The organism is Adhaeribacter arboris (genome assembly GCF_003023845.1).
GTDB lineage: Bacteria > Bacteroidota > Bacteroidia > Cytophagales > Hymenobacteraceae > Adhaeribacter > Adhaeribacter arboris.
This window is the reverse complement of sequence record NZ_PYFT01000001.1, coordinates 1,508,560-1,535,001: the sequence shown is the minus strand read 5'-3', so window position 1 is coordinate 1,535,001 and position 26,442 is coordinate 1,508,560. Positions and strand designations below refer to the sequence as shown.

The following is a 26,442-nucleotide window of genomic DNA, read 5'->3' as shown; positions in this document are numbered from 1 at the left end:
CCGGGCGGGTTTACCGGTGGTAGAATATAACTTTTACGCTCACCGGCTCATGGAAGGATATTACGAAGAAAAAACGCGCGGCGGAGCGGGTAACACCAGTTTTGATTACGAAAAAGGAAAAAATCTGCCCACCGATCCCAAATTAGGCACCCCGCAAACCGCCGAAATGCTCTGGAATAGCTTAACGTATTTTTTAAAAGCAGTCATTCCGGTGGCTGAAAAAGCTGGCGTCCGGATGGCTTTACACCCCAACGATCCACCCATTCCGGTCAGCCACGGCCACGCCCAAATTATGGCTACTTTTAAAGATTGGCAGCGGCTCTTACAAATTGTAGATAGCCCTTCGAACGGCATGACCTACGACTGCGGCGTTACCCGCGAAATGGGTGAAGACCCAATTGAAGTTTTCCGGTACCTGGGTTCGCGCGATCGGATTAATCATATTCACTACCGCAATGTTACCGTGGAGAAACCTTACGTAAAGTACTCCGAAGTTTTCTTTGATGAAGGTCAGGTAAATATGTTTGCGGTGATGCAGGAGATTTTTAAACTAGGTTACAAATTTGGTATTTACCCCGAACATCCGCGGGCACTCGACTACGATAAAGAACATCCCGGCGGTATTAAAAATATGTATCCGGGTGGCGGCGGCTATGCCGCCCAGGCCTACAATGTAGCCTATACCAAAGCCATGATGCAAGCAGTGTTATCTTTAAAGGAATCCGGGGTAAGTGCCTGAGCTTTAAAATAAAAGAAGGTTGGTAAATTATCTGTTTTTTCGTAAAATGCGGGATTAAATAAAGATAAACTCATTAAAAGAAAACCTTGTTCTACCTATATGCTTACCTACTAAAACGACCTATTTTTATTTTTACGAACACCTTGTACTTATTTCTGTCATCATTTTAATTAAAAGTATTCATGAAAGATAATCGTCGGGACTTTATCAAGAAAAGTGCTTCCCTGGCCGCAGCCATATCATTGGGTGGAATAAATTCTGCTACTTCTCCGGCTTTAGCTGCTACTAAAAAAACAATGCGGTTTTAAACTCTATGGCCAAAGATGCGGGCATGGAAATGAGTACGGCCTACTTTGCCGGTATTGAAGCTAATAAACAATTAATCGAATTGGCTAAACAGATGGATGCCCTGGGTGCAGTGGCGGGTATTGATACCCGACTGACCGGGTTAACCGATGTAAAACCCTGGGAATATCAGGCTATTGCCGGGGTTAAAGAAGCCTGGAAAAAAGTAGGTTTAAATTATACCGTAGTGGAAGGTCCGCCTTCCTTGGGAGAAAAAACAAAATTAGGTTTAGAAGGCCGCGACGAAGAAATTTCCAACTTCATCACCTTCATGAAAAACTTAAAAAAAGCAGGGGTAAATGTTATTTGTTATAACTGGATGCCGGTAATTAGCTGGGCCCGTACCCAAATGGACCGGCCAGCCCGGGGAGGCGCTTTGGTTACGGCTTTTGATTACGACGATATTAAAAACAAACCTTTAACCAAGTACGGCGAAGTAACCAAAGAAACCATGTGGAAGAACCTGGAATACTTCTTGAAAGCGGTAGTACCGGAAGCCGAAAAAATAGAAATGAAGTTAGCCTTGCATCCGGATGACCCGCAGGTACACAGCATTCAAGGAATCTCCCGGATTATGAATACCGTAGAAAGCTTCGACCGAATGTTAAAAATTATGCCGAGTGATTTTAATGGCGTTACTTTATGCCAGGGTAATTTTGCCTTAATGGGCAAAGATATTCCTTCCTTAATTAGAAGATGGGGCAAAGCCGGTAAAATCCATTTTGTGCATTTCCGCAACGTGCAGGATTTAAGCGGCGTTTTGCCGAGTACCAAATTTACCGAAACTTTCCACGACGAAGGCCAGATTGATATGTACGAAGCCATGAAAGCCTACTACGAAATTGGCTTTAAAGGCGCTATCCGCCCCGACCACGTGCCCACCATGGCCGGCGAAGAAAATACCCGACCGGGCTATATGACTTTAGGTAATTTGTTTGCTATTGGTTACATGCGCGGTTTAATGGAAGCAGTGAGCAAAAACGCCAGAAAATCTTAATGAAACGGGGAGCTTTTTTAAACTAAAGCAACTGCCGGATGTTTTCCTCAGAAGGCTTTATGTATTGTATTTATAATTCTCAAAGTATTAAGTACTTCGACGAAGTTAGTGTAGACTACCAGGTGAGATAACTTGCTGATCCTCATAGATTAATTAAGCGAACAACGAGCAACTACTTATATCTTATTACCGGAAACACAGCATGAAAAAAAGCCTTTATGTAATTTTAACATTTTTAGTGTTATCTGTAGGCACCCAAGCCCAATCCAAGGACGAAAAAGCCGTGGCGGAAGCAGTTGCTAACTTAAGAAAAGGAATGCTGGCCGGGGATAAAAATATATTAGACCAGGTTACCTCCGCCGATTTAAGCTATGGCCATTCTAACGGATTATTAGAAGACAAAGCTACTTTTATTAAAGTATTGGTTAGCGGCGAAAATGACTTTGTGACCATGGATGTAACGGACCAAACTATAAAATTGGTAGGAAATACAGCTATTGTTCGCCATAATTTTACCGCTCAAACCAATAACGGCGGCACCCCCGGCAGTACTAAGCTGGCAGTGTTGCTTATCTGGCAAAAACAACAGGGAAAATGGAAACTAATTGCCCGGCAAGCCACAAAGTTAACTTAGTTCTTATTTCTAAATCTGCAGCTTCCGTTGTAGTGCTTCGTATAAAAAGAGCCGGACAAAGTATAATTGTCCGGCTCTTTTATTGGGGTTGTTTTCTCCGATCAGTGTCAGCCGGCCAGGCCAATTTCCATTACGGAAAGTTAGCGATAGCCATCTAAGTGAGGGGCGAATACCGGTACCCGGCTGATTTTATTGCTCCATTGGCAGTTCAAGCTTTATTTTGTTTGCTAAAAGCAAACACTTTTTTCCCGTTTAGAGAGCGGGAGCGCCGCTTCCCGAAAGCCATAAGCCTGCTGCTCTGGATTAATAATTCATTAACGCGTGGCGGCCGTTTTGGGGAAAGTATAAAAGTCATAATTAATCTGCCATTTAACTTCTTGTCCGGGAGCAACGTTAATGGCAATGTAAGGTTCGGGACACGAGGTAGTGGAGCAGGCCCAGTAAACTATTTTTTGGATAGCCTGGTCGCTGGTAATGCGAACACCGGCCCCGGTTTTGCGATTTTCAATCCGGAAATCATAATCTCTGGCACTGGTACCAAAACCTTCTAAACTGCTGCTGAATACTTGTTCGCCTTTGTTTAATTGTCGCGTATAAGTTATTTTACTATCATCGGCCAGCACCATGTCGCCAAAGCCGCGGGTGCTACCAGCTGGCTGCACGTTAAACGGAAACTTAACTTCGATGCCGGGGCCGGTAGGCTCGTTATCAATGGTAAAAAAGTTGTGATTGTACACGCTGGTGGCAATGGCTTTTTGGCCGGTATTTCTAAGGCTGTGTTCCAGTACTAGTTGAGGTTTACCCTTTACGAGCCGCACTACTTTGCGGTAGATATAAGAGTAACCGGCCGCATCCTTTAGTTCGTGCGTAAATTCAACCCGGTCCGATTTTGTTTTAACGGTCCGTTTTCCCGGATCCACAATGTCGTAGTATTTCGCGAAGAAATATTGAGCAGCGTCGAGTTTGCGCAGGGAACCTACCCCAATTTTAAGAAAAGTGTCGCCGGGCTTCGCTTCATCATAACCCACTACCATAAATTCTTCCGTCGGCCCCATAACAGACTCATGTACTTTGGGGTCGTATTTCTCAAACCATTGCCCAAAGTATTGGTGACCTTGAAATTCCAAACTGGGTATCACGCCGGACCAGTCGAACCGGGTTCCCTGATAATAGCCTCGTTGAGCATCGGGTAAGTAGAGCTTGGCTTTAATAGATTCATTTTTGATTTCGGCTGCTGGAAAATCCGCTACGAGTACAAAGCTGGTTAATCCTATAAATAACCAAAAAATAAAGATTAATCTCTTCATGAAGTTATTTTAAGTTTTAAGCAATATTAACAATACTAAAATTATGAATGAATTTACTGTATTTAGCGTTAGGTTCTTGTAAAAATACATAAAGTTGCATTCTAACAAGTTTTCTTCTCCGATTTGGATTAGAATTAACTTGTATTACTAACATTTCTTTTTAATACCTGATTCTATTTGAATTTGAACTCTTTATTCCGGCACCAGAATTACAAACTGTTGTTAGAGAAGATTTATCTTGTTTGTATAACTATCTATATTTTGCCCGGAGCTTTAAATTGCCGAGAAGCATCATCAATTACCAAGACCCAATCTTTCCCTTCGGCGGGCGGCGTAAAAGTTTGTTTGTCATTTGCCTTAACTGTTTTTCCAGGGGTTGCTTTTCCAGTCCGCGGATCGTACCACCAAATGGCTTTGGCCTGTCCGGAAATTTTAGATAAGTCAATGGTAACCGGTTTGTTTTGGGGCAGATAAACCATGGCGTAAGCGCCTATTTCATCGCGGGTAGCAGAAACTACATCCAAATAAGTGCTTCCTCTATTCGATAAAATCAAGCTTTGGTCGGCAATCCGGGAGAAATAAGGGCGCGATAACATCAGGTTTTTCAAATATTGCATTTGGCTGGCGCCGGGAGCCAAAGCAGCTTGTTGCCAGGTGATTAAAGTATCGCCCAGGTTAATGGTTTTATACAGTTTAGGATTTACAAACTGCCAGATACTATGATGCCCATACGTAACGCCGCAGGCCCCGGCAAAAACTCCCCGGTAAATGCGGGCTCTTACGTCGTAGGCCGTGAAATAACCCCGGACCCGGGTCCATTTACCATCCCAGGGATTTACCGGATGGTCTTCGTAACAAGGTTCCATATCCAGAGTAGGCTTCGGGGGAGTAAGGGCTAAATCGCGGGTTACGTAATCCCAGGCGGGTGCTTCCCGGGCGCCATGGCCGGATTGAAAAGCGTTCATATCCAGCCAATCCTCGTTGTGAATTTGCTGCGACGTAGAATTAGAACCGCCGGACGGATGATAACTGATGAAAGCTTCTTTGCCCCAAACGCTTTGGATACCCTGAGCCATCGCCCGCCAAATAGGTACTTGATCGTATTCTTTCATTTGACCTTCCCGGTCCGATTTATATTTTGCCGGCCGGTCGCCGCCTAAAATCCAGATTACATTCCATTGATTTTTGTATCTTTTAGCCAGCGTAGAACCATATACTTCGGCGTTTTCCGGATTAAATACCACGGGACCTTCGCCCCACTTCGGAGTTACTTTATCGCCCCAGGTGGGTAATAAACCAATGTACAAGCCTTTTTTAGCGGCGGATTTAATCACAAAATCGACGTGGTCCCAGTAATCGTATTGCTCCGCGTTTGCAGGGTTGGCCCCGGGAGTTATAGCTAATTTAGTGGGATCATCGTTTACGAGCGGCACATCGCCGTATCGGTTAGGCTCCCGGATGCCGTTAAATTCCGCTAAGGCAACCGCCTGTATGACATTAAAACCTTGTTGTCGGCGGGTCTCTAAAAGCTGTTCAACTTCTTCGCGGGTAAGTCGGTGAAATAACTCCCAATCCGTATCGCCTAACCAGAAAAAGGGTTGGTTTTTTCGATTGGTTAAGTACCGATTGTTAGCGCTTACCTGCATTTGGGCCTGGATAGCGGAGCAGATAAAACAACCTAAAATAACAAGGTAAAAAGACTTTATTCTCATAATGACGAATTTAGATTAGTTATAAAACAGAAGTGTCTGAAAGAGGGAGTGGCTTTCTCAGAAATCCTGTTTTAAAAGTAGAAATTACTTAAACTTTAGAGCTTTCCCAATGAACATAATGGATTTTACCTAATGAGAGACTGGTATTTTACGGTAAATTCGAGTTCAATATAGTTTCGGAGAACGGTAGCGGGGAAGTGTAATCTTCTTTGGTGCTTCCTCTAATTGGTGCCATATCATTAGGGTTTTTGTTATCATTCGCGGCTTCTACCATTACCAGGCGAACTAAATCAAACCAGCGGGTTCTTTCAGCGGCAAATTCCTAAGCAGGTAATAAGGCTAAGCGGGAGTACCTCCCTGGGCGTTTAGTTTGCAAAGAATTTTCGTCAAATTTACTTCTTTATTTAGGAGGAATTATTAAAATGATAGAATCAAATAAGCGGCAAAGTCAAGCGAATAACAAGTAAAACCAGGGTTGCAGGTGCTGTAGTTCTAACATGATTGCGTATGTTTTTGCAGTTCGGGAAAGAGTATACTTATAAAATTGCCGTAAGGAATACCGACGACCTCTATATTAAGGCCGGATGATAGTGCCATCGAATTTACGTACTTGCCAGTTACCCGCTTTGTTGGAAATAGGGTATTTTGCCGCTGCTTTCTCATTCACTTCTACTCCTAAACCAGGTACTTCATTCACCGACATGTAGCCTTTGTTCATGGTAGGGCAACCCTGAAATACTTCTAAAGTCTTGTCATTAAAGCTCACGGCTTCCTGAATACCAAAATTCCAAATGGCCAAATCCATGTGGCATTGAGCCGAATGTCCAACCGGCGATACATCACCCGGACCGTGCCAGGCGGTTTTTACGTTAAACCATTCGCCTAAACGAGCTACTTTCATGGCCGGCGTAATACCACCAATTTGTGACACGTGAATCCGGATGTAATCGAACCATTGGTTGATCATGGCTTCTTTCCATTCGTTCTGGTTATTGAACAACTCACCCATAGCAATCGGTACGGTGGTGTTCTCCCGGAGCATTTTAAACCATTTCGGATTTTCGGGCGAAAAAGGATCTTCAATAAAGAAGGGCCGATAGTCTTCCAGAGCTTTAATCAGGTTAATGGAATCCATCGGGTCCAGCCGTTCGTGAATATCGTGGAGTATTTCTACTTCTTCGCCGCACACTTTTCGGGCCGTTTCAAAAAGTTTCGGTACCGATTTCAGGTAGGCGGTTTGGTTCATGTATTGATCATCCGCCCCACCAAAGCCGGCATCTTTAAAATCGGGTTTAGAGGAGATAGCCGTAGCGCCGTAGCCACCTTGCTGCACCCGTACGTATTTAAAGCCGCTGTCCATAATCCGTTTCGCGTCGTCGGCGGTTTCTTCGGGCGTTTTGCCGTTAGCGTGGGTGTAGCAAGGAACCGCGAAGCGCACTTTGCCCCCTAGTAGTTGATACACCGGCATACCGGCTCTTTTGCCTTTAATATCCCACAGGGCCTGATCTAATCCGCTCAAAGCATTATTGAGCACCGGTCCGTTGCGCCAGTAAGAACTAACGTAAGTCGATTGCCAGGCATCTTCAATATTGTCGACGTCTTTGCCGGTACATAAATCATTCAGGTAGTTATTAATGGCAGTTACTACTACTTCGGCCCGTTGGGTAAAAGTGGCACAGCCATAACCATACAAACCCGGTTCGGTGGTGTCTACTTTTACTACGATTAAGTTAGAACCTTGGGGAGCTGTACCAATGGCTTTTACACTTTTAATCTTAACGGGCTTCATGCCTTTGGCATAAGCCGGAGTAACCCGTTGGTCAGCCCGCGATTCCGGCGTGCCAAATAAACCTAATATCCCGGCAGTTGCGCCTAAGCCTATTTTTTTTAAATGTTCTCTGCGGCTTTCCAGTACGTCTTTGTCTAATTCTTCCATTTGTAGGGGTGTTTGTTATTTAAAATATTTAATAAAGAAAAGCAAAGGAGCCTTTTTCATTGGCTCCGGGAAATAGATTCATTATAATTTTTTTATTCCACTATACCCGGTTATCCAGATTATTCGGTCTTTGCCGGTTAAGGGCTTTGGTTACATGGGCCTGGTTCACGACCAACTCGCTATGGGGTAATTCAGGCGACGAATAAAATCTTCTCTAAGTTTTAGGAATGGCTCTAACTCCTTATTAAAGTCTATTTATGTTCGGCTTTCCTGCTTAGAATAGCTAATTGGCCGAAAGAAGCTTTCGGTTATGTACTTTAATGGATTACCAGTTATGCACGGCACCATCCGGGCTATGCAGAATGGGATGCGGAAATTTGGTATTAGTGGTAATCTCCATTACAAAATCGGCTTTTTTAGGGTTGAACTTTACTCCCAAACCCGGACTGGGATTGAGGTAGAGCTTGCCATTTTTAAAATTTACGTAATCTTCGTTGAAGTAAGGTATTTTTTCCGGTTCCCCGCCCGCCAGTTCTACCATGGCGCGAATGGGGCTGCTCGAACCTAAAACATGCACTAAAGCTGCCGTAGACAATGGCCCGGTAAAATGCGGGATCATGCCCACATAATGGGTTTCGGCAAGGGCTACAATTTTCTTAAACTCAGTAATACCTCCGGTATTGGGCAAGGTAACGCGGGAATAATCAATTAAATGCTGTTCGATTAAAGCGTTTATATCCCAACGGTCGCCAAATTGTTCGCCTACGGTTAAAGGTACTTTGAGCATGGGGCGAAGCGTTTTAAATACCTCCGGATTTTCGGAACGAATGGGATCCTCCACAAAAAAAGGCTCTAATTGTTCTAGCGCGGTACATATTTTTATAGCTTCGGGGGTGTCAAAACGGGTGTGTAAGTCAATGGCCCACTTGCCGGAACCGCCCACCGCGGCATCTATTCTTTGGCAAAACGCAATGGTTTTCTTCGCGTTTTCGTAAAAATCAAAAGGAGTATCGCCATTGCCGCCGGTGGGGCCAATTCGGTAAGCGCGTAAACCGGCTTCAATACAATCCCGGGCGCGTTGGTCTTCGTCTTTGGCTTTGGAGGCCCGAAAACCAGTAGCATAACATTCTACGTAATCGCGGGTAGCGCCGCCGAGCAACTCATAAACTGGTACATTTAAGGCTTTACCTTTAATATCCCACAGCGCCATTTCCAAGGCACCTAAAGCATGCAGCTTTTCCCGGCCGGGTGGGTAAAACATGCCCCGGTACAAGGTTTGCCAGATATGTTCAATCCGAAAAGGATCTTCCCCGATCATCATTTGCGCGCATTGCTCAATCATATCTTTAGAACCGCCTTCGCCAATGCCGATAATGCCACCACTGGTTTCAATTTCCACGATGCCTCGCGCCTGGTTAAACAAAGGTTTGTTATAGCCGGGAGCGCTGTAATACCGGATCTTCGTTATTTTCATTTTCGATGCTGCTTCTGCTTTCATCAGAGGAAAACCTACCAACATGGCCGCAGAACCGAGCATAGCTGACTTTAAGAAGTGTCTTCTTTGCATAATACTGATAAATAATTTAAATAGATTAGTGAATATTGTTAATCGATTAAGCAAAAATCAAATAAAACTTAACTTTTAGCTTCAGAAGACTCCCGGCTTATTAATTTTGCTTCCATTAGTACCTGCCGCATTCCTTCTTCCGGATTCTTTAATTTTTTGACTAATAACTCTACTGCGGTTTTGCCTAAATCGCTAATGGGCTGGTGTAAATAGGTAATGGGGCAATAATATAAATCAAATACCTCCGCTTGGCCAAAACTAACAATGGCCACATCGGCTGGCACCTTTAACTTTAATTCGTTTAGGTACTTTAAACCATTTACCGCTAAGCTGTACGTAGCAAAGATTATCGCTTCAACGGCATTGTCAGCAGCCATCAACTCGTCAATGGAAGTTCTTACCTCTTTCTCGATTTGCTGAATACTAACTCTTTTCAACCAGTTTTTTTTGGCGATCAGGTTATTTTCCTTTAAAGCCTGCTGGTATCCCCGGATTCTTTCCTGCATGTGGAAAAGCTCAGATTTGTAACCAATAAAACCAATCCGGCGGTAGCCGTTTTTAATTAAATGTAAACCGGCATCGTACGCTGCTTTAAAATTATTGATCGATACAAAATCGGATTGAATCTCCGGAAAATACCGGTCCAGCAAAACAAAAGGTAGGTGTTGTTCTTTTAAGAAATATATTTGATTTTGAGAATTTTCGGAGGATACAATTATAAAACCATCTACCTGGCGATGGCGCAGAACATTTAACAAATCCCAGGATTTCTCCGAGTTTTCGTCGGAGCTGCCAATAATAACGGTATACCCAAATTTTTTGGCTTCGTCTTCTACAATCCGGGCAATATTAGCAAAGAACGGATTCGAAATATCCGCTATAATTAAACCGATAGTATGCGTTTTTCCACTCCTTAAACTTTTAGCCAGGTGGTTGGGCTGGTAATTTAATTTGTGCGCAATTTCTTTAATTTTAGAAGCGATTTCTTGTCCAACCCGGCTTTCCTTTTCTTTCCCACTTAAAACATAAGACACTAAAGCTGTAGAAACCCCAGCTTGTTGAGCTATGTCCTTTAAAGAAACTTTTTTGTTCACTTGGTAAACAGCTGTTGGGGAAACACAAATCAAACATAAGGTTAATCGTTTAAACAAAAAAGTAAAAAAATAGCTTATTTTAAAAATTTATAAATTAAGTATTTATTTAATCGTACTTTCAAATAATTTTTTAATGATAAATTTACTTTATTGAAAAATTTTCAATAATAATCACCTTAATTTTACCAGCAGGATTTTAGAGTTGAACATTCAAATTTAAAAAATAGAAAAATAGGAAGTCAGAAAAGATAGTATGTAAGTAGTTTTTAGCTGATATTTCAGTTAATTTGGATTGAGTAAAGCAATAATCAAGGTTTTTATAAAGTTTTAGGAAGAATTTGTTTTAACGATTAAGCGAATTATATTGCTTTCCGTTTTAAGTGAGGAAAGAGAAAGGTAGCCTTAGAATACTCACTTCAAAATTTAAGTAAGTTTACAAACCATTCAAGGTTCTTTCGGAATTATTTTCCCGGACTAATTAATACGTACCGGCTTTATTTTACCAACTCATATCTTCATGAGAAATACTTTACTATGCTGTGATTGGGGCACGTCTAGTTTGCGCTTAAGTTGGGTAAATACCCAGGAGTTGCAGATTATAGACGAAGTTTCCGGACAAGAAGGGATTGCCAGCACCTATAATGCCTGGAAAGAAAGTACGGATAAGAATATTTCGCAGAAAGAATTCTTTCTGCAGAAGTTACAGCAGCAAATTAATGTATTAGCTACTAAACTGGGAGTTGACTTAAATAATATTCCGGTGGTGTTATCGGGGATGGCATCTTCCTCCATTGGTCTGGAAGAACTTGCCTATGCAGAGGTGCCTTTTGCTTTAGATGGTAGTAAAGCTACTGTTAGGTCATTTGAGAAACAACCCGAATTTTCGCACGAAACCGTATTAATCTCAGGGGTCCGAAATCAACGCGATGTAATGCGGGGTGAAGAAACTCAGTTGATTGGCTTAGTGCATTTAATGAACTTGCCGGATAGCAAGCAAAAAGAAATAGTTTTTGTTTTTCCGGGTACTCATTCCAAGCACATCCAGGTACAAAACAACGCGATCATAAATTTTCAGACTTATATGACGGGTGAGTTTTTTAATTTAATAGCCCAGCACAGTATTTTAAAAAACTCCATTAAAAATCCAAAGCAAGAAAAGTTAACCGAGGCAGATTGGGAAGGTTTTAGTAGAGGAGTTCAGGAATCTGCCAAAGCTACTATTCTGCATACCTTATTTTCTGTCCGGACGAATCAACTATTTAACCACCTTACCAAAGCGCAAAATTTTTTTTATTTAAGTGGCTTATTGATTGGTACCGAATTAAGAAGCTTGCAACAAAAAACTGTGCCGCAAATAGTTTTAAGTAGCGGAAGTAATTTGTATCCTTTTTACCAAAGAGCCATAGAAGAACTGCAGTTAACGGACCAAACCCTTGTTGTTTCGCCGGAAATAATTGACAAAGCGGCCATGGTGGGGCAAGTCCGGATATTTGAGCAGCAGCTCACTCCTATCTGATCAGAAATTATACATAACTCACCACTATGCTGGAAAGCAATGCCTGTAATTTCTAATGGATTTTGAAGCTTAGCGATGACTAGAGGTAATTAGAATGCGGGAATGGTTTAGCTAGAAATTGGACCAGGTTTAATAAATCATTAAGTTCTAAAGTTAAGTGAGTCTATTAACTATTTGCTGTTAAATAAAAGCCAGAACATACTTTTATGCCGCGTATTAAAATGGGGAACTACCGCTGGGTTATAGTAGGACTATTATTTACGGCTACTACCATTAATTACCTGGACCGCCAAATAATTGGTTTATTAAAGCCTACTCTCGAAAAAGAATTTAACTGGACGGAAACTGATTTTGCCCGCATTGTAATGGCTTTTACGGCCGCTTATGCTATTGGTCTCTTAGTTTCGGGGCGGGTAATAGATAAAATTGGTACCAAGCTAGGTTACACTATTACCGTGGTGGTATGGAGCGTTGCCGCAATGCTGCATGCCATTGCCCGCAGTGCGTTTGGGTTTGGTATAGCCCGGTTGGGTTTGGGTGTTGGCGAAGCCGGAAATTTTCCGGCGGCCATGAAAGCCGTAGCCGAGTGGTTTCCGAAGAGTGAAAGAGCAAAAGCCACCGGTATTTTTAATGCCGGCACCAGCATTGGCGTAGTAATGGCTTTATTAATTGTACCTTGGATTTTAAGATATTACGGTTGGCAGGAAGTTTTTTGGATTACGGGGGCATTAGGTTTTGTTTGGTTGATTTTCTGGTTAGTTTTTTACGAAGTACCTTCCCGGCAGAAACGTTTATCCACCGCTGAGTTAAACTATATTACTTCCGGACAAGATCTGGAAACTAATATTCAGTCGGATGCCGGTTCTATTAAATGGTATAAATTATTTACTTTCCCGCAAACCTGGGCCTTTATTACCGGCAAAGGCCTAATCGATCCTATTTTCTGGTTTTTCTTGTTCTGGCTGCCCTCTTATTTTGCCTCTACTTTTCATTTAGATTTAAAAAAACCAAGTCTGCCTTTAATGATAATCTATGCGGCTACTACGGTTGGTAGCATTGGCGGGGGTTACTTTTCATCGTACCTGATAAAACGGGGAATGCCTACTTTAAAAGCTCGGAAAACCGCTTTATTTATTTTTGCCATTTTAGAATTAGCCATTATTCTGGCTCAGTTCGCGACGGATGTATGGGTGGCCGTAGGATTAATTAGTTTAGCGGTGGCGGTACACCAGGCCTGGGCCACCAACGTTTTCACGACCGCTTCGGATATGTTCCCGAAAGAAGCCGTAAGTTCCGTGGTAGGCATTGGGGGCATGGCCGGAGCCGTAGGTGGTATTTTTTTTCCGATATTGGTAGGATATTTACTCGATAGTTATAAAGCGCAGGGTAATATTTCTGCGGGTTATAACTTGCTGTTTACCATTTGCGGCTTTACCTATTTAACCGCCTGGATTATTATCCATTTACTTACCCGCAAAGCGAAGCAGGTGGAGGCATACCAACTGGCTTAAATAACTTATCTCAGCTTTGCTTTTAAAATGCAAACATTGGTAAGTTTAGCTTTTTGATTTCAGGGTATTTTCTTATTGCCATGTTCCAATAGCTTCAGATAGCTTATTTAAAAAGTTGATTAAAACGTGTATTTCTATTAACCAGATTAACTAATAAATACGTCTATTGCAGTTTGAAGTAGAATTGAAGTAGTACTTAAGTAGCAGAAGTGTAGCGTTACTTATTGCTGTATTTCTGAATAGCTAATTGTGCTTAATTTTATGCCTCTAAATATGAGCAGAATTATAATGGTGATCAAGAAGAAATTTATAATAAGCCTTCTTTAAACACGCCCATGCCTAATTTAGATTCTCTAGTATTTTCGCTTATAAAATTCACTTTCTATTAATGATTGTATCCAAAAATAAATTAGTTCTTACCGGTTTCATTTTATTAGGTTCCATATCGGTTTATGCCCAAGCAACAAAAATTAAATCCGCCCAGCCAAAAGCTAGTAACCAGAAAGTCGTCTTTTTTGATGATTTTTCGGGTTCTAAACTTGATCGCTCGAAGTGGAATGTAGTTGTAACCGGGTTTCACGTTAATAACGAACAGCAAGCCTACGTAGATTCTTCCGCTACCCTTTATATATCGCATAAAACAGAAGCTGCCGGAGCGAATAAAGGAGTGCTGGTGATTGAGCCTAAATATAGTCCGGGATTTGTAACGAAAGACGGAAAAAAGTTTGATTTTCTTTCGGGACGGATGGATACCCGCAAAAAAGTAGAATTTCAGTACGGTACAGCCTCGGCCCGCATGAAATTACCGGAAGGGGCAGGATTTTGGCCGGCTTTCTGGGCCATGGGAGACGGAAAATGGCCCGACATTGGGGAAATAGACATTATGGAAAATGTGGGCGAACCGGACTGGACCGGCATAGCCTTGCACGGTCCGGGTTATTCCGGCGAAACTCCGCTGGTGAACAAAGGGTTTTTAAAACCCGGTAACGACATTACCAAATGGCACGTTTACTCGGTAGATTGGACCAAAGATTCCTTGGTATTTAAGGTAGATGATGCAATTGTGTACCGGGCTACCCGCCCCATGGTGGAACATTACGGTAAATGGTCTTTCGACAATCCTAAATACTTGATCGTTAACCTGGCTTTAGGCGGGGCCTACCCTTTTAAAACCAACGGCGTGAAAACTCCTTATAATGGCATTCCGGAAGCCACCGTTCAGAAGATTAAAGATGGCCAGGGCAAAGTTCTAGTGGATTGGGTAAAAGTAACGAAGCGGTAAAAAGAGTAAAAATTCAATAAAAGCTTCTACTAAGGGTATTTTAAAACCTTTGTGAATTGTTATTTAAAATCCCCGACAGAAATCAACTCGAAATTTTTTTGATAGCTCCATGTAGTAAAGTAGCCTCTGCTAACTTAAGATAGAGGCTATAGTTTTAATATTTAAGAATAAACTCGGTTAGGTTTATATCCTGTTCGAAATTTATTTTTTTGCAAATCCGGTACCGGCTGGTTTCTACTCCGCGGATCGATGAATTAAGGAGCGAGGCAATTTCTTTACTCGAAAGGTTTACTCGTAAACAAGTACATAATTTAAGGTCCCGGTGGCTAAGCTGCGGATAATCGATGCGGAGCCGCTTTATAAAATCCTGGTGAATCTGGTTGAAATGGATTTCAAATTGTTCCCGGTTATGTCGAAGTTTATTTCTTCTTCCTCCTATCGTAAACGTTTTCGCCTGTGGTACAGCGCTTCCCCGTTGCTTATCCGGATCATGGTATTTTGCAATTGGTCATTTATTCTTTGAATACTATCTAAGCTTTGCGTTACGAGCATCGCCGACGAAGCTAATTCCTTATTTTTATGGAAGAGTGCATTTTGGAGCTTTTATTTTGCGGAAAAGCTTTAAAATTTTTTACCTTTTTACCCAATGATTTGAAGAATGCGTTGTAAGTAAAACTTAGATAAAAAAGCCCACGGATGGACGTATCTATGACCTTTATTTTTCAGCTTATTTAAATCAGGCCAGTTGTCGCAAATCTACCGGAATAACCCGCGATACACCGGGCTCCAACATGGTTACGCCGTAAATAATATCTGTAGATACCATGGTGCGTTTGTTATGGGTAACTACGATAAACTGGGATTCACCGGAAAATTTCTTTACAATGTTGTTAAACTTATCAATGTTCGCATCGTCCAGCGGAGCATCTACCTCATCAAAAATACAGAATGGAGCCGGTTTTAACAGGTAAATGGCAAATAAAAGCGATATAGCCGTTAAGGTTTTTTCTCCACCGGATAACTGGTTTATAGTTAAAGGCCGTTTGCCTTTGGGCCGGGCTATAATTTCAATTTTAGATTCCAACGGGTTAGCTGGGTCGGCAATAACCAGGTCGCAGGAATCATCCTCGGAAAACAACGATTGAAAAACCCGGACAAAGTTATTCTTGATCATTTCAAAAGAATCCAGGTATTTTTGTTTCGCCACTGTATCAATTTCATTTATGGTTTGCAGCAAAGCTTCCTTGGCCTGAAATAAGTCCTCGCGTTGGATTTTAATAAAGTTGTGCCGTTCGTTTATTTCGTCGTAGGCTTGGGCGGCCGTTGGATTTACCGGCCCCACATTATCCAGTTTAATTTTAATTTCGGCAATTTGCTTGTTTAGCTCGTCTGTTGGCAAGTCAAGTGTTGCCCCCGAAGTTTGCATAATTTCTTCCTCCGAAATAGTAAACTCCGCTAGTAAGCGTTCGCGCACGGCCACTAATTTGATTTTAGTTTCGTTGGCAGCTTGTTGTACGCTAGCAACAATTTCGTCGGCATTCTGGCGCTTGCGTTGCAGTTCACGGATGTTTTTGTCTTTCAAATCAATCTCGCCCCGAACGGTAAAAAATTCTTTTTCCACCTGATCCAAATTTTGCGCAATTTTTTGGCGCTCAATATTGAACTCATCGAGTAAAGCTGAATTTTCCTGGATAAACTCTTCTAAAATGTAAATTTCTTCTTCCGCGCTACCAAGTTCTTCTTCCTGGGCTCTTAAACGGGCCGAATTGGTTTCAAAAGATTTTTGCTTGTAATTTATTTCCTGCTGTACACTGCCTAGTCGGTTTTTAAGCTGGTGATATTTAATGTTTTCCTGGTTATAGAGGGTGGTTATATTTTGAATTACCTCGTTCTGCCGCGTTAAAGATTCGCTAAAGGCTTGAATTTCATTCTCCAGTCGTTTTAATTCTTGCTGTTCGGTTTCTACCTGCGGCCCTAATTCGTAACTTTTATAGCGTAAGTCCTTTAACTGACTGGTTAATTCCTGCACTTTGTTCTGGCTGTTTGCTTTCAAAAGTTCGTGCTGTTCGTGCCGGACGCGAACGGCTACCAATTCCTGTTGCCAGCCAGAAATATTTTTTTCTAATTGCTTAATAGTGCTTTGCTGGGTAGCGTTTTGGTAGTTTAATAAAACTTGTTGCTGGGTATTAATTTTTACCTTTAACAACTCCGCATCCTGCATTAGTTGCTGTAATTCCTGAGCCAGGTTTTCCAGGTTTTGCTTGCGGCCAATCCGGTTACCATCAAATAATCCCACCGAACCGCCCGAAATACTCAAAGGTTTTTTTATAACAGAACCATCTTTTAAAATAAATGTCCGGTTATCCTGGCTGTAAAAATCAGGGGTAGAATCGTGGGAAATATACACTTCCTGCAAAATGTACCGCACCAGGTTGTGGTATTTTTCCTCCGCCGAAACCACTTCGTAAGCTGCTTTGTATTTGGGGGTCGATGCAGTGGGAGAAGCTTCTAAATCTTCCATTTCAGCCAGAATAATAAAATTAGCCCGGCCTTTGTTTTGGTTGTTCAGTAATTGAATGGCCTCTAGTGCGTCCTCTACCGTTTCCACCACAAAAAAATTCATGTAGGGCTCCAAGTAACTTTCAATTAATGCTTTGTATTCTTGGTCGCACACTATCAGGTCGGAGAGGAGCGGCGCCGGCTTTTGCCAGTTTTTCGATTTGTATAAAAACTTAATCGCCTCCGGAAAGCCTTCCAGGTTTTCAACCAATGATTTAGTTAAATTATATTGATTTTTCTTCGCGTCTGTTTTACGGTTAACTTCCTGTAACTGGGTCCGGAGGGTTTGAATATCCGTTTCGGATTGGGAAATATCGGCGCGTAGTTGCTCTTCCTGCTCTTGTAAATTCGCCAGTTCGTTATTTTTCTGAGTAAGACTTTCTTCTAAATCAGTCAGTTCGGTGCGGTATTTATCGGCGTTTTGCTGGTCGTTTTGCTGAGCCTGGGTAATCCGTTCCATTTCGTTGGTGAGGTTTACGATTTGCATTTGGGTAATTTCCATATCCTTCCGGAGCTGGAAAACCGTGTTTTGCTTGGCTCGCTGTTGATTAGTTAATTCCTGGGTCGTATTTTGAATAACCGTCTTGTGCTGATTGGCTTGTTCCAGTTCGCGGCGCGATAAACTTACCTGCTGTTCGGCCCCGGCGTATTGAGTTTGTAGCTCTTCGATTTCTTCGTGCAACTGGACAATACTTTCCTGGGATTGAGTAAGGGCAACCGAATCAATATTTATCTGCTGATGAAGGGTGCGCAAACGCTCTTTCAGGTAATTGATGCGTTCCGATTTTAATTTTAAATCGTTTTCAAGTTGCCGGATTTTAGTTGTTTGCTCGTTTAAATTGCGCTGTTCACCAGCCAATTGCTCCTGGATCAGATTTAGAATTGTTTTCTGCTCGAACAAGGCATTTTCAAGTTCCTCCAGTTCCTTAGCAAAATTTAATTTTTGGTCAGCTTCTTTGTGTAAATCTGTTTCCAGACGATCTAAAGTCTGTAAATGTTGAGCAATGTTACGACGAGCATACTCCAGACTAAAGGTTTTATATTCTTCCTTTAAGCGGGAATAGCGCTCATAAACCTTCGCCTGCCGTTCCAGTGATTTCAGGTTTTTCGCAATTTCAAAAAGTACGTCTTCTACCCGTTCTAAATCGGCATCGGTTTCTTCGAGCTTTTTTAAAGTTTGCTTTTTCCGGACTTTAAATTTAGATATTCCGGCGGCTTCCTCGAATAAAGTACGACGCGAGTTTTCTTTGTCGTTCAAAATTTCATCCACCATTTTCAATTCAATAATGGCATATGAATCCGAACCAATACCCGTATCCAGGAACAAATCGGTAATATCTTTGAGCCGGCAGGTTACGTTGTTAAGCAAATATTCGCTATCGCCGTTCCGGAAATAACGCCGTGTAACGGTAACCTGGGAGTACTCAGTGGGTAAAATATTTTTATTGTTATCGAAGGTCAGCGATACTTCGGCAAGTTGCTGGGGTTTGCGATTTTTGGAGCCGTTAAAAATAACGTTTTCCATTTTTTCGGAGCGCAGATTTCGGGTTTTCTGCTCACCTAATACCCACCGGATGGCATCTACAATGTTAGATTTACCGCAGCCATTCGGGCCTACAATCCCGGTAATACCTTCGTTAAAATGGATTGTTACTTTATCGCCGAAGCTTTTAAAACCTTTAATTTCTAATTTGGATACTTGCATCTAATCGTCAACCGGAACTTATCCGCAAATACAAAAATACGATTTATTCCTTTTTATTGAAAGAAACCCGTAAAGGGATTGGTATTTGGTTTAAAGTGGAGGTTTGATGGATTTAATCATGAAGAAAACAATACTTAATTTTTATTATGTAGAGCGGGTAGCAGTAATGAGGTTAAAACGACTAAGAAGTATTTTTAATTTAACCTGAAAAACATCCAGCCAAAATCGCTAACTTAAAGCATGGAAGAATTTAAATGGCTTTTTTACGTTTTATTAGCGGTAATTATTTGGGTAGTCCGGATGTGGATGAAAGCTTTTCAGTCGCCCAAATCAAATCCTGCCAAGCGGTCCAATTCACCTAATGTGTACCCAACACCAAAGCCACCTGCAACTTCTTACCAGGATATTCTAAAAGAAATGCAAACCTCCAACGAACGGGCAAAACAGGTGGCACCACCAAAATCTTTAGAGAGAAGCAGTTCGGCGGAAGGAACTATCGTGCCTGCTAAAACTTTAGAAAAAACGGAAATCCGGCCGAAATCATTAGAAAATATAATTGTCAAACCAAAAGAAGTTATTCGGAAACCAAGCAACATTGAATTGGCGCGCCAGGCTAAAGCTCCAGTGAGCGTGCCGGTTACTCCAGCTGTAAATTATGCCAGATTATTGCGCAATCCGCAAAATGTTCGGACAGCATATGTTTTATCGGAAATCTTAAACCGGCGAGTAGATTATTGATTAAAATTTTAAATTTTAAAATTGAGTAGTAGCGTAGGAGAGTAGATTGGCTCCCATTTGTAAAGCTAGTTGCCGTTTTTCTTCCGGGTCGTTATAGGTTTCCTGGTCTTCCCAACCATTCCCTAAATCACATTCGTAAGAATAAAAGCAAACCAAACGGCCCTGATAAATTAAGCCAAAGCCTTGTGGGGGTTTATTATCGTGCTCGTGAATTTTAGGTAAACCTTTATCAAAATCAAATTTCTGGTGGTACACCGGATGGTTAAAAGGCAATTCTACAAATTCCAGTTCCGGAAATACTTTCTTCATTTCGGTCCGAATAAATTTATCTAAGCCGTAATTATCGTCGATGTGCAGGAAACCGCCCCCCATTAAATATTTGCGTAAGTTCTCCGCTTCTGATTCTGAGAATACTACGTTCCCGTGGCCCGTCATATGCACGAACGGGTAAGACAACAACTCCGGGCTGCCTACTTCCACTACCGCTTCTTCCGGCGAAATATTCATGCGTAGGTTTTGGTTACAAAACTGAATTAAATTGCTTAAAGACGTTTTGTTCGCGTACCAATCGCCGCCGCCGTTATACTTTAATTTAGCTATTTTAAAACTGGCTTGTTGCGCTTTTAAGGAAACTGCACTTACACAAAGTAGTACCAACACACAAATAAAGAGTCTCATATAAAATTAATTAAGGTAATACTGATTTAAGTTCATGTAATAAATTTACGGTATGGCAGGCTACTAAGGCGGCCGTTTCGGTGCGTAACCGTGAGGTACCTAAAGTAACCGGTTTAATTCCGCGACCATAGGCCAGTTCAATTTCCTTAACGGAAAAATCTCCTTCCGGGCCTATTAATATACAAATTTTTTGACTCAAATGCACCTGACTAAGCAAAGTGCGATCGTGATTTTCGAGGTGCGCGATATACGTGTTAGCGGCATCAACTTGTTGAATAAAAGATGGGAAAGCCTGCATTCCGTTTAATTGAGGCAAATACGCTTTTACCGCTTGTTTCATGGCACTAACAGCTATCTTTTCTAATCTTTCGATATTAATATTTTTTCTCTCAGAACGGTCACAGAGCAAGAATGAGATCTCCTCAATTCCTACTTCAACAGCTTTTTCTACGAACCATTCCATGCGGTCCAGGTTTTTAGTTGGGGCTACCGCCACATGTACGTAAAACGAGCGCTTCCCGAAATCTGGCGCTTTATTTATTACTTGGAGAACACATTTTTTAGGGTTGGCAGTTTTAATCTGTGCGGTATAGAAGCTCCCTTTCCCATCTACCAGATTAATTTCGTCGCCTTCCTGTAATCTTAATACCCGTATACTATGTTTAGATTCGTCTTCGCTTAAGGTGTAGGTTTCCGTTGTAATATCCGGAGTGTAAAATAAGTGCATAGGAATTATTATAAATTTTTAACCTGGAATAAGGATAAGGGTTTTACGTTAGTTTATGACTTGTACCGATAAGAATGTATTATTAGCAGAATTTACAATCAAAACTGATTTAAATCTTATTATTAGAAAATTAAAAATTGTGTAATTGCTACATAGATTGTAGATTTACTTTCTTCAAAAATACGTTATTTATTTAAAAAATTTCTAAAACTTATACATGGAACCAACTACGAGCTTATACGCGGAACCAAGTACCAAAACCCAGGGACATCCTAGAGGTTTGTATTTGCTTTTCGCGACGGAAATGTGGGAGCGCTTTAGTTATTACGGCATGCGGGCAGTGCTGGTGCTTTTCTTAACCAAAGCCATGATGATGGACAAAGCTTTTGCCTCCAAATTTTACGGTGGTTATACCAGTTTAATTTACCTTACTCCGTTGATAGGGGGCTATATTTCAGACCGGTATTGGGGTAATCGCCGTTCCATTTTAACTGGTGGTATTTTAATGGCTTTGGGTCAGTTTGTTTTGTTTGCAGCTGGTAGTGCGTACGGTACTCCACTTGGGCAAGGATTATTGTATTTAGGTTTAGGCGGGATGATTATAGGGAATGGCTTTTTTAAGCCTAATATTTCTACTATGGTAGGTTCGCTGTATACCCCGGAAGATCGCCGACGAGATGCAGCCTATACTATTTTTTACATGGGTATTAATTTAGGTTCTTTTATCGGCAATACCATTACCAGCTTGGTAGGGGATACCGGCCGGCCCGAAGATTTCCGCTGGGCTTTTCTGGCCTGCGGCATTGCTATGGTTCTGGGAACGGGCTTATTTCAGTGGGGGAAAAATAAATACTTGCACACCCCCGAAGGAGAGCAAGTTGGTAATACGCCCGTTTCTTCGCCAGGGATAAAAGGGGTATATATGATACTACCGGTTATGCTGGCTTTAGCCTTAGGTTTTCTTTGGATAGATACCACTACGTTTTCGGTAATTATGCCCTTACTTATTTTATCCGCTTTAGGTATAGCGGCTTTAGTGTTGTTGGATAAATCTTTAACGGCCGGGGACCGGCAACGGGTTTACGTTATATTTACGGTGGCTTTTTTCGTAGTATTCTTTTGGGCCGCTTTTGAGCAAGCCCCTGCCTCGCTTACTTTCTTCGCCGATGAACAAATGAACCGCACTATTTTCAACTACACCTTACCCGCCAGTATATTTCAAAATTTAAATGCCTTCTTTATTGTTACCTGTGCTCCCTTAATGGCATTACTCTGGACGGCATTAGGCCAGCGCGGATTAGAGCCACCTTCGCCATTAAAAATGGTTATAGGTTTAGGTTTATTGGCGTTGGGTTACTTGGTAATGTGTTTTGGAGTAGACGATTTACAACCTGGTATTAAGGTAAGCATGTTCTACCTGGTAGGTTTGTATTTTCTGCATTCCATCGGCGAATTGTGTTTATCGCCGATTGGTCTATCGCTGGTAAACAAATTAGCTCCTTTAAAATTCAGTTCTTTATTAATGGCTGTTTGGTTTTTAGCGAATGCCGCGGCTAATTACCTGGCTGGTTTTATGAGCAGTTTATACCCAGAAGCCGGCAAACCCGCTCCTAATTTATTTGGGTACGAAATTACCGATTTATACAGCTTCTTTATGGTGTTTGTAGTTTCAGCGGCTCTAGCATCTTTAATATTGTTTTTAGTAAATCGTAAACTGGTTAAAATGATGAATGCTCCCGTTTAAATTTTTATTTTAGATAAGAGAAGACAAGACAGCCGGCCCATATAGTCGGCTGTTTTTATTTTTAAACAGTTTCCAAACTTGGGTAAAGATATACAAGAAGTATAATTTATTTTAGAAGAAGATAGTATTTCCGCCAACTGCCAAACAACCCATTTATATCCGAGAACTTAAAGCTTATTCCGGAATGTTGGCATAGTAATCAATTTTGGCAATTCAATTATAAATATGTTAAAAACTTACTTTTCAGGTGCTTGTTTAGCTTTATCAGTCTTATTTACCAGTTGCGACAAAATAGAACAAATTATTCCTGTAGCGCCCAAAGAAGAAGCTAACAACAATGGTTTTGCTACTTATATTATTCTGGAGAATAACCACTATACCAACAATAATATTGGCTTGGTTACCTCGAACAAACTTAAGTTTATTGTAAAATTTGATGAATCGGCAGTTTATACAACCAAAGATCAAGCTAACCAGGCGGATATAAATAAGCTGTACGGATTTTCTGATTGTGGTTCTGACCACCAGAGTAACAGCGCTCGTTTTGGCTGGCGCTGGTACAATAATCAATTAGAGATTCTGGCTTACACCTATAAAAATCAAACCCGGTACGAACAGTTTATTACGGCTGTTGATTTAAACAAAGAATACGAGTATGAATTAGAAGCTTTGGATAGTAAATACGTATTTAAGCTGGATGGGAAAACTGTTGAAATGGAACGTGGTTGCTCCGGAGATACAAACAAATACAAGCTTTTCCCTTACTTTGGCGGCGACGAAACCGCTCCGCACGCTATTACCATCTTAATCAAGGAATTACCTTAAACTTTAATAGTAAGAATTACTCTAGAGTTACATATTAGCATAAACAAAAAGCCCCTGAAATTTCAGGGGCTTTTTGTTTATGCTAATGAGGGAGGATATTACATCATGCCGCCCATGCCGCCCATACCACCTGGCATACCAGCACCAGCGCCAGCTTTTTCTTCTTCTGGCTCATCCGAGATTACGCAGTCGGTAGTTAATAACATACCGGCAATAGAAGCAGCGTTCTCCAAAGCTAAACGAGTAACTTTGGTGGGGTCAATGATACCAGCCGCGAATAAGTTTTCAAATTTGTCTTCGCGAGCGTTATAACCATAATCATCTTTGCCTTCGCGTACTTTCTGAATAATTACCGAACCTTCGCCGCCAGCATTAGATACAATGGTACGAAGCGGAGATTCCAGCGCCGTCCGGATAATGTTTACCCCGGTTAACTGGTCGTCGTTCTCTACTTTTACATCTTTCAGAATTTCGATAGCGCGAACCAAAGCTACCCCACCACCAGCTACTACACCTTCTTCCACGGCAGCACGAGTAGCGTGTAAAGCGTCATCTACGCGGTCTTTTTTCTCTTTCATTTCTACTTCGGTTGAAGCACCAATGTAAAGAATAGCCACCCCACCAGATAATTTAGCTAAACGCTCTTGTAATTTTTCGCGGTCGTAATCAGAAGTGGTTGTTTCCATTTGCGCTTTAATTTGCGCAATACGACCGGTAATTTCAGATTTCTCGCCTTTACCATTAACAATCGTTGTATTGTCTTTGTCAATGATAATTTTTTCGGCTTGTCCTAAGTAATCTAAAGTAGCATTTTCTAATTTAAAACCTCTTTCTTCAGAAATTACCTGGCCACCGGTTAATACGGCAATATCTTCTAACATAGCTTTACGACGGTCACCGAAGCCAGGAGCTTTAACAGCCGCAATTTTTAAGGAACCACGCAGTTTGTTTACTACTAAAGTTGCCAGAGCTTCACCGTCAACATCTTCCGCAATAATAATTAATGGCTTACCCGTCTGAACTACTTGCTCTAATACCGGCAGTAATTCCTTCATGGTAGATACTTTTTTGTCGTAGATTAAAATGAAAGCATTCTCTAAATCAGCTTCCATTTTCTCGGGATTGGTTACGAAGTAAGGTGACAAGTAACCACGGTCGAATTGCATACCTTCTACCGTTTTTACTTCGGTTTCAGTACCTTTTGCTTCTTCTACGGTAATAACACCATCCTTGCCCACTTTGTCCATGGCATCGGCAATCATTTTGCCAATTTCAGCATCGTTATTAGCCGAAATAGTACCTACTTGAGAAATCTCACTTGAGTTTTCAATTTTTTTCGATTGCGCTTTTAAATTGGCAACTACCGCGGTAACAGCTTTCTCAATACCTCTTTTCAGATCCATTGGATTAGCACCAGCCGCCACGTTTTTAGATCCGGCAGTGTAAATTGCCTGTGCTAAAACAGTAGCAGTAGTTGTTCCATCGCCTGCTTGGTCAGCAGTTTTAGAAGCTACTTCTTTTACTAACTGAGCACCCATATTTTCAATAGGATCTTTCAGTTCAATTTCTTTAGCTACGGTTACCCCATCTTTTGTAATGGTAGGAGCCCCGAATTTTTTATCAATTACTACGTTACGGCCTTTCGGTCCGAGGGTAACTTTAACTGCATTAGCAAGTTTATCTACGCCAACTTTAATTTTATTACGGGCATCGGTATCAAACGAAATGTTCTTAGCCATAATTTTTAAATCTTTAAAAGTAAATGAAAAGTTTAGTTAGTTTATTCAGATAAAAGAGCGGTTACATTAAACTACCGCAAAAATATCAGACTCACGCATGATCAAGTAATCCTGACCTTCAATAGTGATTTCAGTGCCGGCATATTTACCGTACAAAACCTGATCGCCGACTTGCAATTGGGGTTTTACTAAAACGCCCTGCTCCGAAACTTTACCTTCGCCTACTGCCACAATTTCACCTCTTTGTGGTTTTTCTTTGGCAGTATCCGGAATAATAATACCTGATTTGGTTTTTTCTTCAGCTGCTGCAGGAGCAACAATTACTCTGTCTGCTAATGGTTTAATGTTAATTGCCATAGGTTTTTCTATAGTTTAAAGTAAATATGGATGTTTTAAATGAATGCATGACTAAAGCAGATGCTATACTTTCTTTAGCGTTAAGGACTCCTACATTTCCTGTGCCAAGCGTTTAATCTTATCTAATATCGCCATTTTTTCAGTTTAACTGCTCTGAAAACTGTCATAAATGTCAGGGTGCCTCTGTCAGGTAAAAGATGACTGTCATTTTTTGACCATCCATCTGGTAAGGCAACCGGGAAAGATAAGGTAAAACGTGTAAAGAAAAAAACCGGTACTGCTTGGGGCAATACCGGTATCCTTATTAGTTGGTTAAAAGTGTTATTTGGTAGTGGTGTCCGTGGTTACTCCGGGAGTACTTACGGCTGGTTGCCGAGCAGGAGCGGTATTACCAGCGGGTGTTCTAGTGCCGGCTGGCGGAATAACCGGAGCTGCTGCGGGAGCCGATCTTTCCTGACTTGCTTTTTCAATATTAACGCTCCGTGATTGTACCTCGCTGCTATTTTCGTCTAAAATAATGTGCGAAGTTAAAGTGAGTAGAACTAAAGCAATGGCAAAACCCCAGGTTAATTTTTCAAGTAAATCGCCGGTTCTCTTTACACCCATTAACTGGCTGGAGCCCGCTCCAAACTGACTGGATAAACCGCCGCCTTTTGAATTTTGGGATAAAACTACTAAAACGAGCAGAACACAAACAAAAATAATAATACAAATAAGGGTAATGTACATA

General features: G+C 41.4%; 21 protein-coding genes. 10 read left to right on the top strand and 11 right to left on the bottom strand.

The window, feature by feature from the left end:
• Nucleotides 1-16 precede the first annotated feature (16 nt).
• The 4 genes from AHMF7605_RS06405 to AHMF7605_RS06390 all read left to right on the top strand — a co-directional run bounded on the left by AHMF7605_RS06405 (nucleotide 17) and on the right by AHMF7605_RS06390 (nucleotide 2,715).
• Nucleotides 17-739: a mannonate dehydratase gene (locus AHMF7605_RS06405; RefSeq protein WP_199200205.1), complete on the top strand. Its 723-nt coding sequence runs from the start codon at nucleotides 17-19 to the stop codon at nucleotides 737-739.
• A 182-nt stretch (nucleotides 740-921) separates the two neighbouring features.
• A complete protein-coding gene (locus AHMF7605_RS06400) occupies nucleotides 922-1,047 on the top strand; it encodes a twin-arginine translocation signal domain-containing protein (protein ID WP_106927556.1) in 126 nt (41 codons plus the stop codon).
• A 5-nt stretch (nucleotides 1,048-1,052) separates the two neighbouring features.
• Nucleotides 1,053-2,081, top strand: a complete 1,029-nt coding sequence (locus tag AHMF7605_RS06395) for a mannonate dehydratase (RefSeq protein WP_199200204.1) — start codon at nucleotides 1,053-1,055, stop codon at nucleotides 2,079-2,081.
• A gap of 202 nt (nucleotides 2,082-2,283) precedes the next feature.
• Complete coding sequence (locus AHMF7605_RS06390; RefSeq protein WP_106927554.1) at nucleotides 2,284-2,715, top strand: nuclear transport factor 2 family protein; 432 nt, start codon at nucleotides 2,284-2,286, stop codon at nucleotides 2,713-2,715.
• Nucleotides 2,716-3,029: 314 nt separating this feature from the next.
• Here the strand turns inward: AHMF7605_RS06390 and AHMF7605_RS06385 are convergent, their stop codons facing one another.
• The 5 genes from AHMF7605_RS06385 to AHMF7605_RS06365 form a co-directional block, all read right to left on the bottom strand.
• Nucleotides 3,030-4,022, bottom strand: coding sequence for a hypothetical protein (locus AHMF7605_RS06385; protein WP_106927552.1), 993 nt, complete (start codon nucleotides 4,020-4,022; stop codon nucleotides 3,030-3,032).
• 254 nt (nucleotides 4,023-4,276) lie between these two features.
• Nucleotides 4,277-5,734 carry a glycoside hydrolase family 140 protein gene (locus tag AHMF7605_RS06380; protein ID WP_106927550.1) on the bottom strand — a complete coding sequence of 486 codons (1,458 nt, stop codon included), beginning with the start codon at nucleotides 5,732-5,734 and terminating at the stop codon, nucleotides 4,277-4,279.
• A gap of 574 nt (nucleotides 5,735-6,308) precedes the next feature.
• Nucleotides 6,309-7,670 (bottom strand): enolase C-terminal domain-like protein, encoded by a 1,362-nt coding sequence (locus tag AHMF7605_RS06375; RefSeq protein ID WP_106927548.1) that lies wholly within the window; start codon nucleotides 7,668-7,670, stop codon nucleotides 6,309-6,311.
• 325 nt (nucleotides 7,671-7,995) lie between these two features.
• Nucleotides 7,996-9,237, bottom strand: a complete 1,242-nt coding sequence (locus tag AHMF7605_RS06370; RefSeq protein WP_106927546.1) for a mandelate racemase/muconate lactonizing enzyme family protein — start codon at nucleotides 9,235-9,237, stop codon at nucleotides 7,996-7,998.
• Nucleotides 9,238-9,305: 68 nt separating this feature from the next.
• Nucleotides 9,306-10,331, bottom strand: a complete 1,026-nt coding sequence (locus AHMF7605_RS06365) for a LacI family DNA-binding transcriptional regulator (protein WP_106933368.1) — start codon at nucleotides 10,329-10,331, stop codon at nucleotides 9,306-9,308.
• 517 nt (nucleotides 10,332-10,848) lie between these two features.
• Here AHMF7605_RS06365 and AHMF7605_RS06360 point away from each other — a divergent pair.
• The 3 genes from AHMF7605_RS06360 to AHMF7605_RS06350 all read left to right on the top strand — a co-directional run bounded on the left by AHMF7605_RS06360 (nucleotide 10,849) and on the right by AHMF7605_RS06350 (nucleotide 14,640).
• Nucleotides 10,849-11,847: a 2-dehydro-3-deoxygalactonokinase gene (locus tag AHMF7605_RS06360; RefSeq protein WP_106927544.1), complete on the top strand. Its 999-nt coding sequence runs from the start codon at nucleotides 10,849-10,851 to the stop codon at nucleotides 11,845-11,847.
• A gap of 206 nt (nucleotides 11,848-12,053) precedes the next feature.
• The gene (locus AHMF7605_RS06355) at nucleotides 12,054-13,358 is read left to right on the top strand and encodes an MFS transporter (protein WP_106927542.1); all 1,305 of its coding nucleotides are present in this window, start codon (nucleotides 12,054-12,056) and stop codon (nucleotides 13,356-13,358) included.
• 388 nt (nucleotides 13,359-13,746) lie between these two features.
• Nucleotides 13,747-14,640, top strand: coding sequence for a glycoside hydrolase family 16 protein (locus tag AHMF7605_RS06350; protein WP_106927540.1), 894 nt, complete (start codon nucleotides 13,747-13,749; stop codon nucleotides 14,638-14,640).
• 736 nt (nucleotides 14,641-15,376) lie between these two features.
• On the opposite strand, the gene smc is transcribed toward AHMF7605_RS06350, so the two are convergent.
• The gene (gene smc, locus AHMF7605_RS06340) at nucleotides 15,377-18,904 is read right to left on the bottom strand and encodes a chromosome segregation protein SMC (RefSeq protein WP_106927538.1); all 3,528 of its coding nucleotides are present in this window, start codon (nucleotides 18,902-18,904) and stop codon (nucleotides 15,377-15,379) included.
• Between the two features lie 240 nt (nucleotides 18,905-19,144).
• Here smc and AHMF7605_RS06335 point away from each other — a divergent pair, with 240 nt between their 5' ends.
• Nucleotides 19,145-19,642: a hypothetical protein gene (locus tag AHMF7605_RS06335; RefSeq protein ID WP_106927536.1), complete on the top strand. Its 498-nt coding sequence runs from the start codon at nucleotides 19,145-19,147 to the stop codon at nucleotides 19,640-19,642.
• A gap of 15 nt (nucleotides 19,643-19,657) precedes the next feature.
• Here AHMF7605_RS06335 and AHMF7605_RS06330 read toward each other — a convergent pair whose 3' ends face one another.
• Together AHMF7605_RS06330 and AHMF7605_RS06325 are read right to left on the bottom strand one after the other, a co-directional pair.
• Entirely contained in the window at nucleotides 19,658-20,320 is a 663-nt protein-coding gene (locus AHMF7605_RS06330; RefSeq protein ID WP_106927534.1) for a DUF4159 domain-containing protein, read from the bottom strand.
• 10 nt (nucleotides 20,321-20,330) lie between these two features.
• On the bottom strand, nucleotides 20,331-21,047 hold the full coding sequence (locus AHMF7605_RS06325; protein WP_106927532.1) for a 16S rRNA (uracil(1498)-N(3))-methyltransferase: 717 nt from the start codon (nucleotides 21,045-21,047) through the stop codon (nucleotides 20,331-20,333).
• A gap of 217 nt (nucleotides 21,048-21,264) precedes the next feature.
• Between AHMF7605_RS06325 and AHMF7605_RS06320 the strand changes: the two genes are divergently transcribed.
• Both AHMF7605_RS06320 and AHMF7605_RS06315 read left to right on the top strand, forming a co-directional pair.
• On the top strand, nucleotides 21,265-22,791 hold the full coding sequence (locus AHMF7605_RS06320; protein ID WP_106927530.1) for a peptide MFS transporter: 1,527 nt from the start codon (nucleotides 21,265-21,267) through the stop codon (nucleotides 22,789-22,791).
• A 225-nt stretch (nucleotides 22,792-23,016) separates the two neighbouring features.
• Nucleotides 23,017-23,616 carry a hypothetical protein gene (locus tag AHMF7605_RS06315; RefSeq protein WP_106927528.1) on the top strand — a complete coding sequence of 200 codons (600 nt, stop codon included), beginning with the start codon at nucleotides 23,017-23,019 and terminating at the stop codon, nucleotides 23,614-23,616.
• Between the two features lie 98 nt (nucleotides 23,617-23,714).
• Here the strand turns inward: AHMF7605_RS06315 and groL are convergent, their stop codons facing one another.
• The 3 genes from groL to secG form a co-directional block, all read right to left on the bottom strand.
• The gene (gene groL / locus AHMF7605_RS06310; RefSeq protein WP_106927526.1) at nucleotides 23,715-25,355 is read right to left on the bottom strand and encodes a chaperonin GroEL; all 1,641 of its coding nucleotides are present in this window, start codon (nucleotides 25,353-25,355) and stop codon (nucleotides 23,715-23,717) included.
• 66 nt (nucleotides 25,356-25,421) lie between these two features.
• The gene (gene groES / locus AHMF7605_RS06305; RefSeq protein WP_106927524.1) at nucleotides 25,422-25,712 is read right to left on the bottom strand and encodes a co-chaperone GroES; all 291 of its coding nucleotides are present in this window, start codon (nucleotides 25,710-25,712) and stop codon (nucleotides 25,422-25,424) included.
• A gap of 321 nt (nucleotides 25,713-26,033) precedes the next feature.
• The gene (gene secG / locus AHMF7605_RS06300) at nucleotides 26,034-26,441 is read right to left on the bottom strand and encodes a preprotein translocase subunit SecG (RefSeq protein ID WP_106927522.1); all 408 of its coding nucleotides are present in this window, start codon (nucleotides 26,439-26,441) and stop codon (nucleotides 26,034-26,036) included.
• Between the last annotated feature and the right edge of the window lies 1 nt (nucleotide 26,442).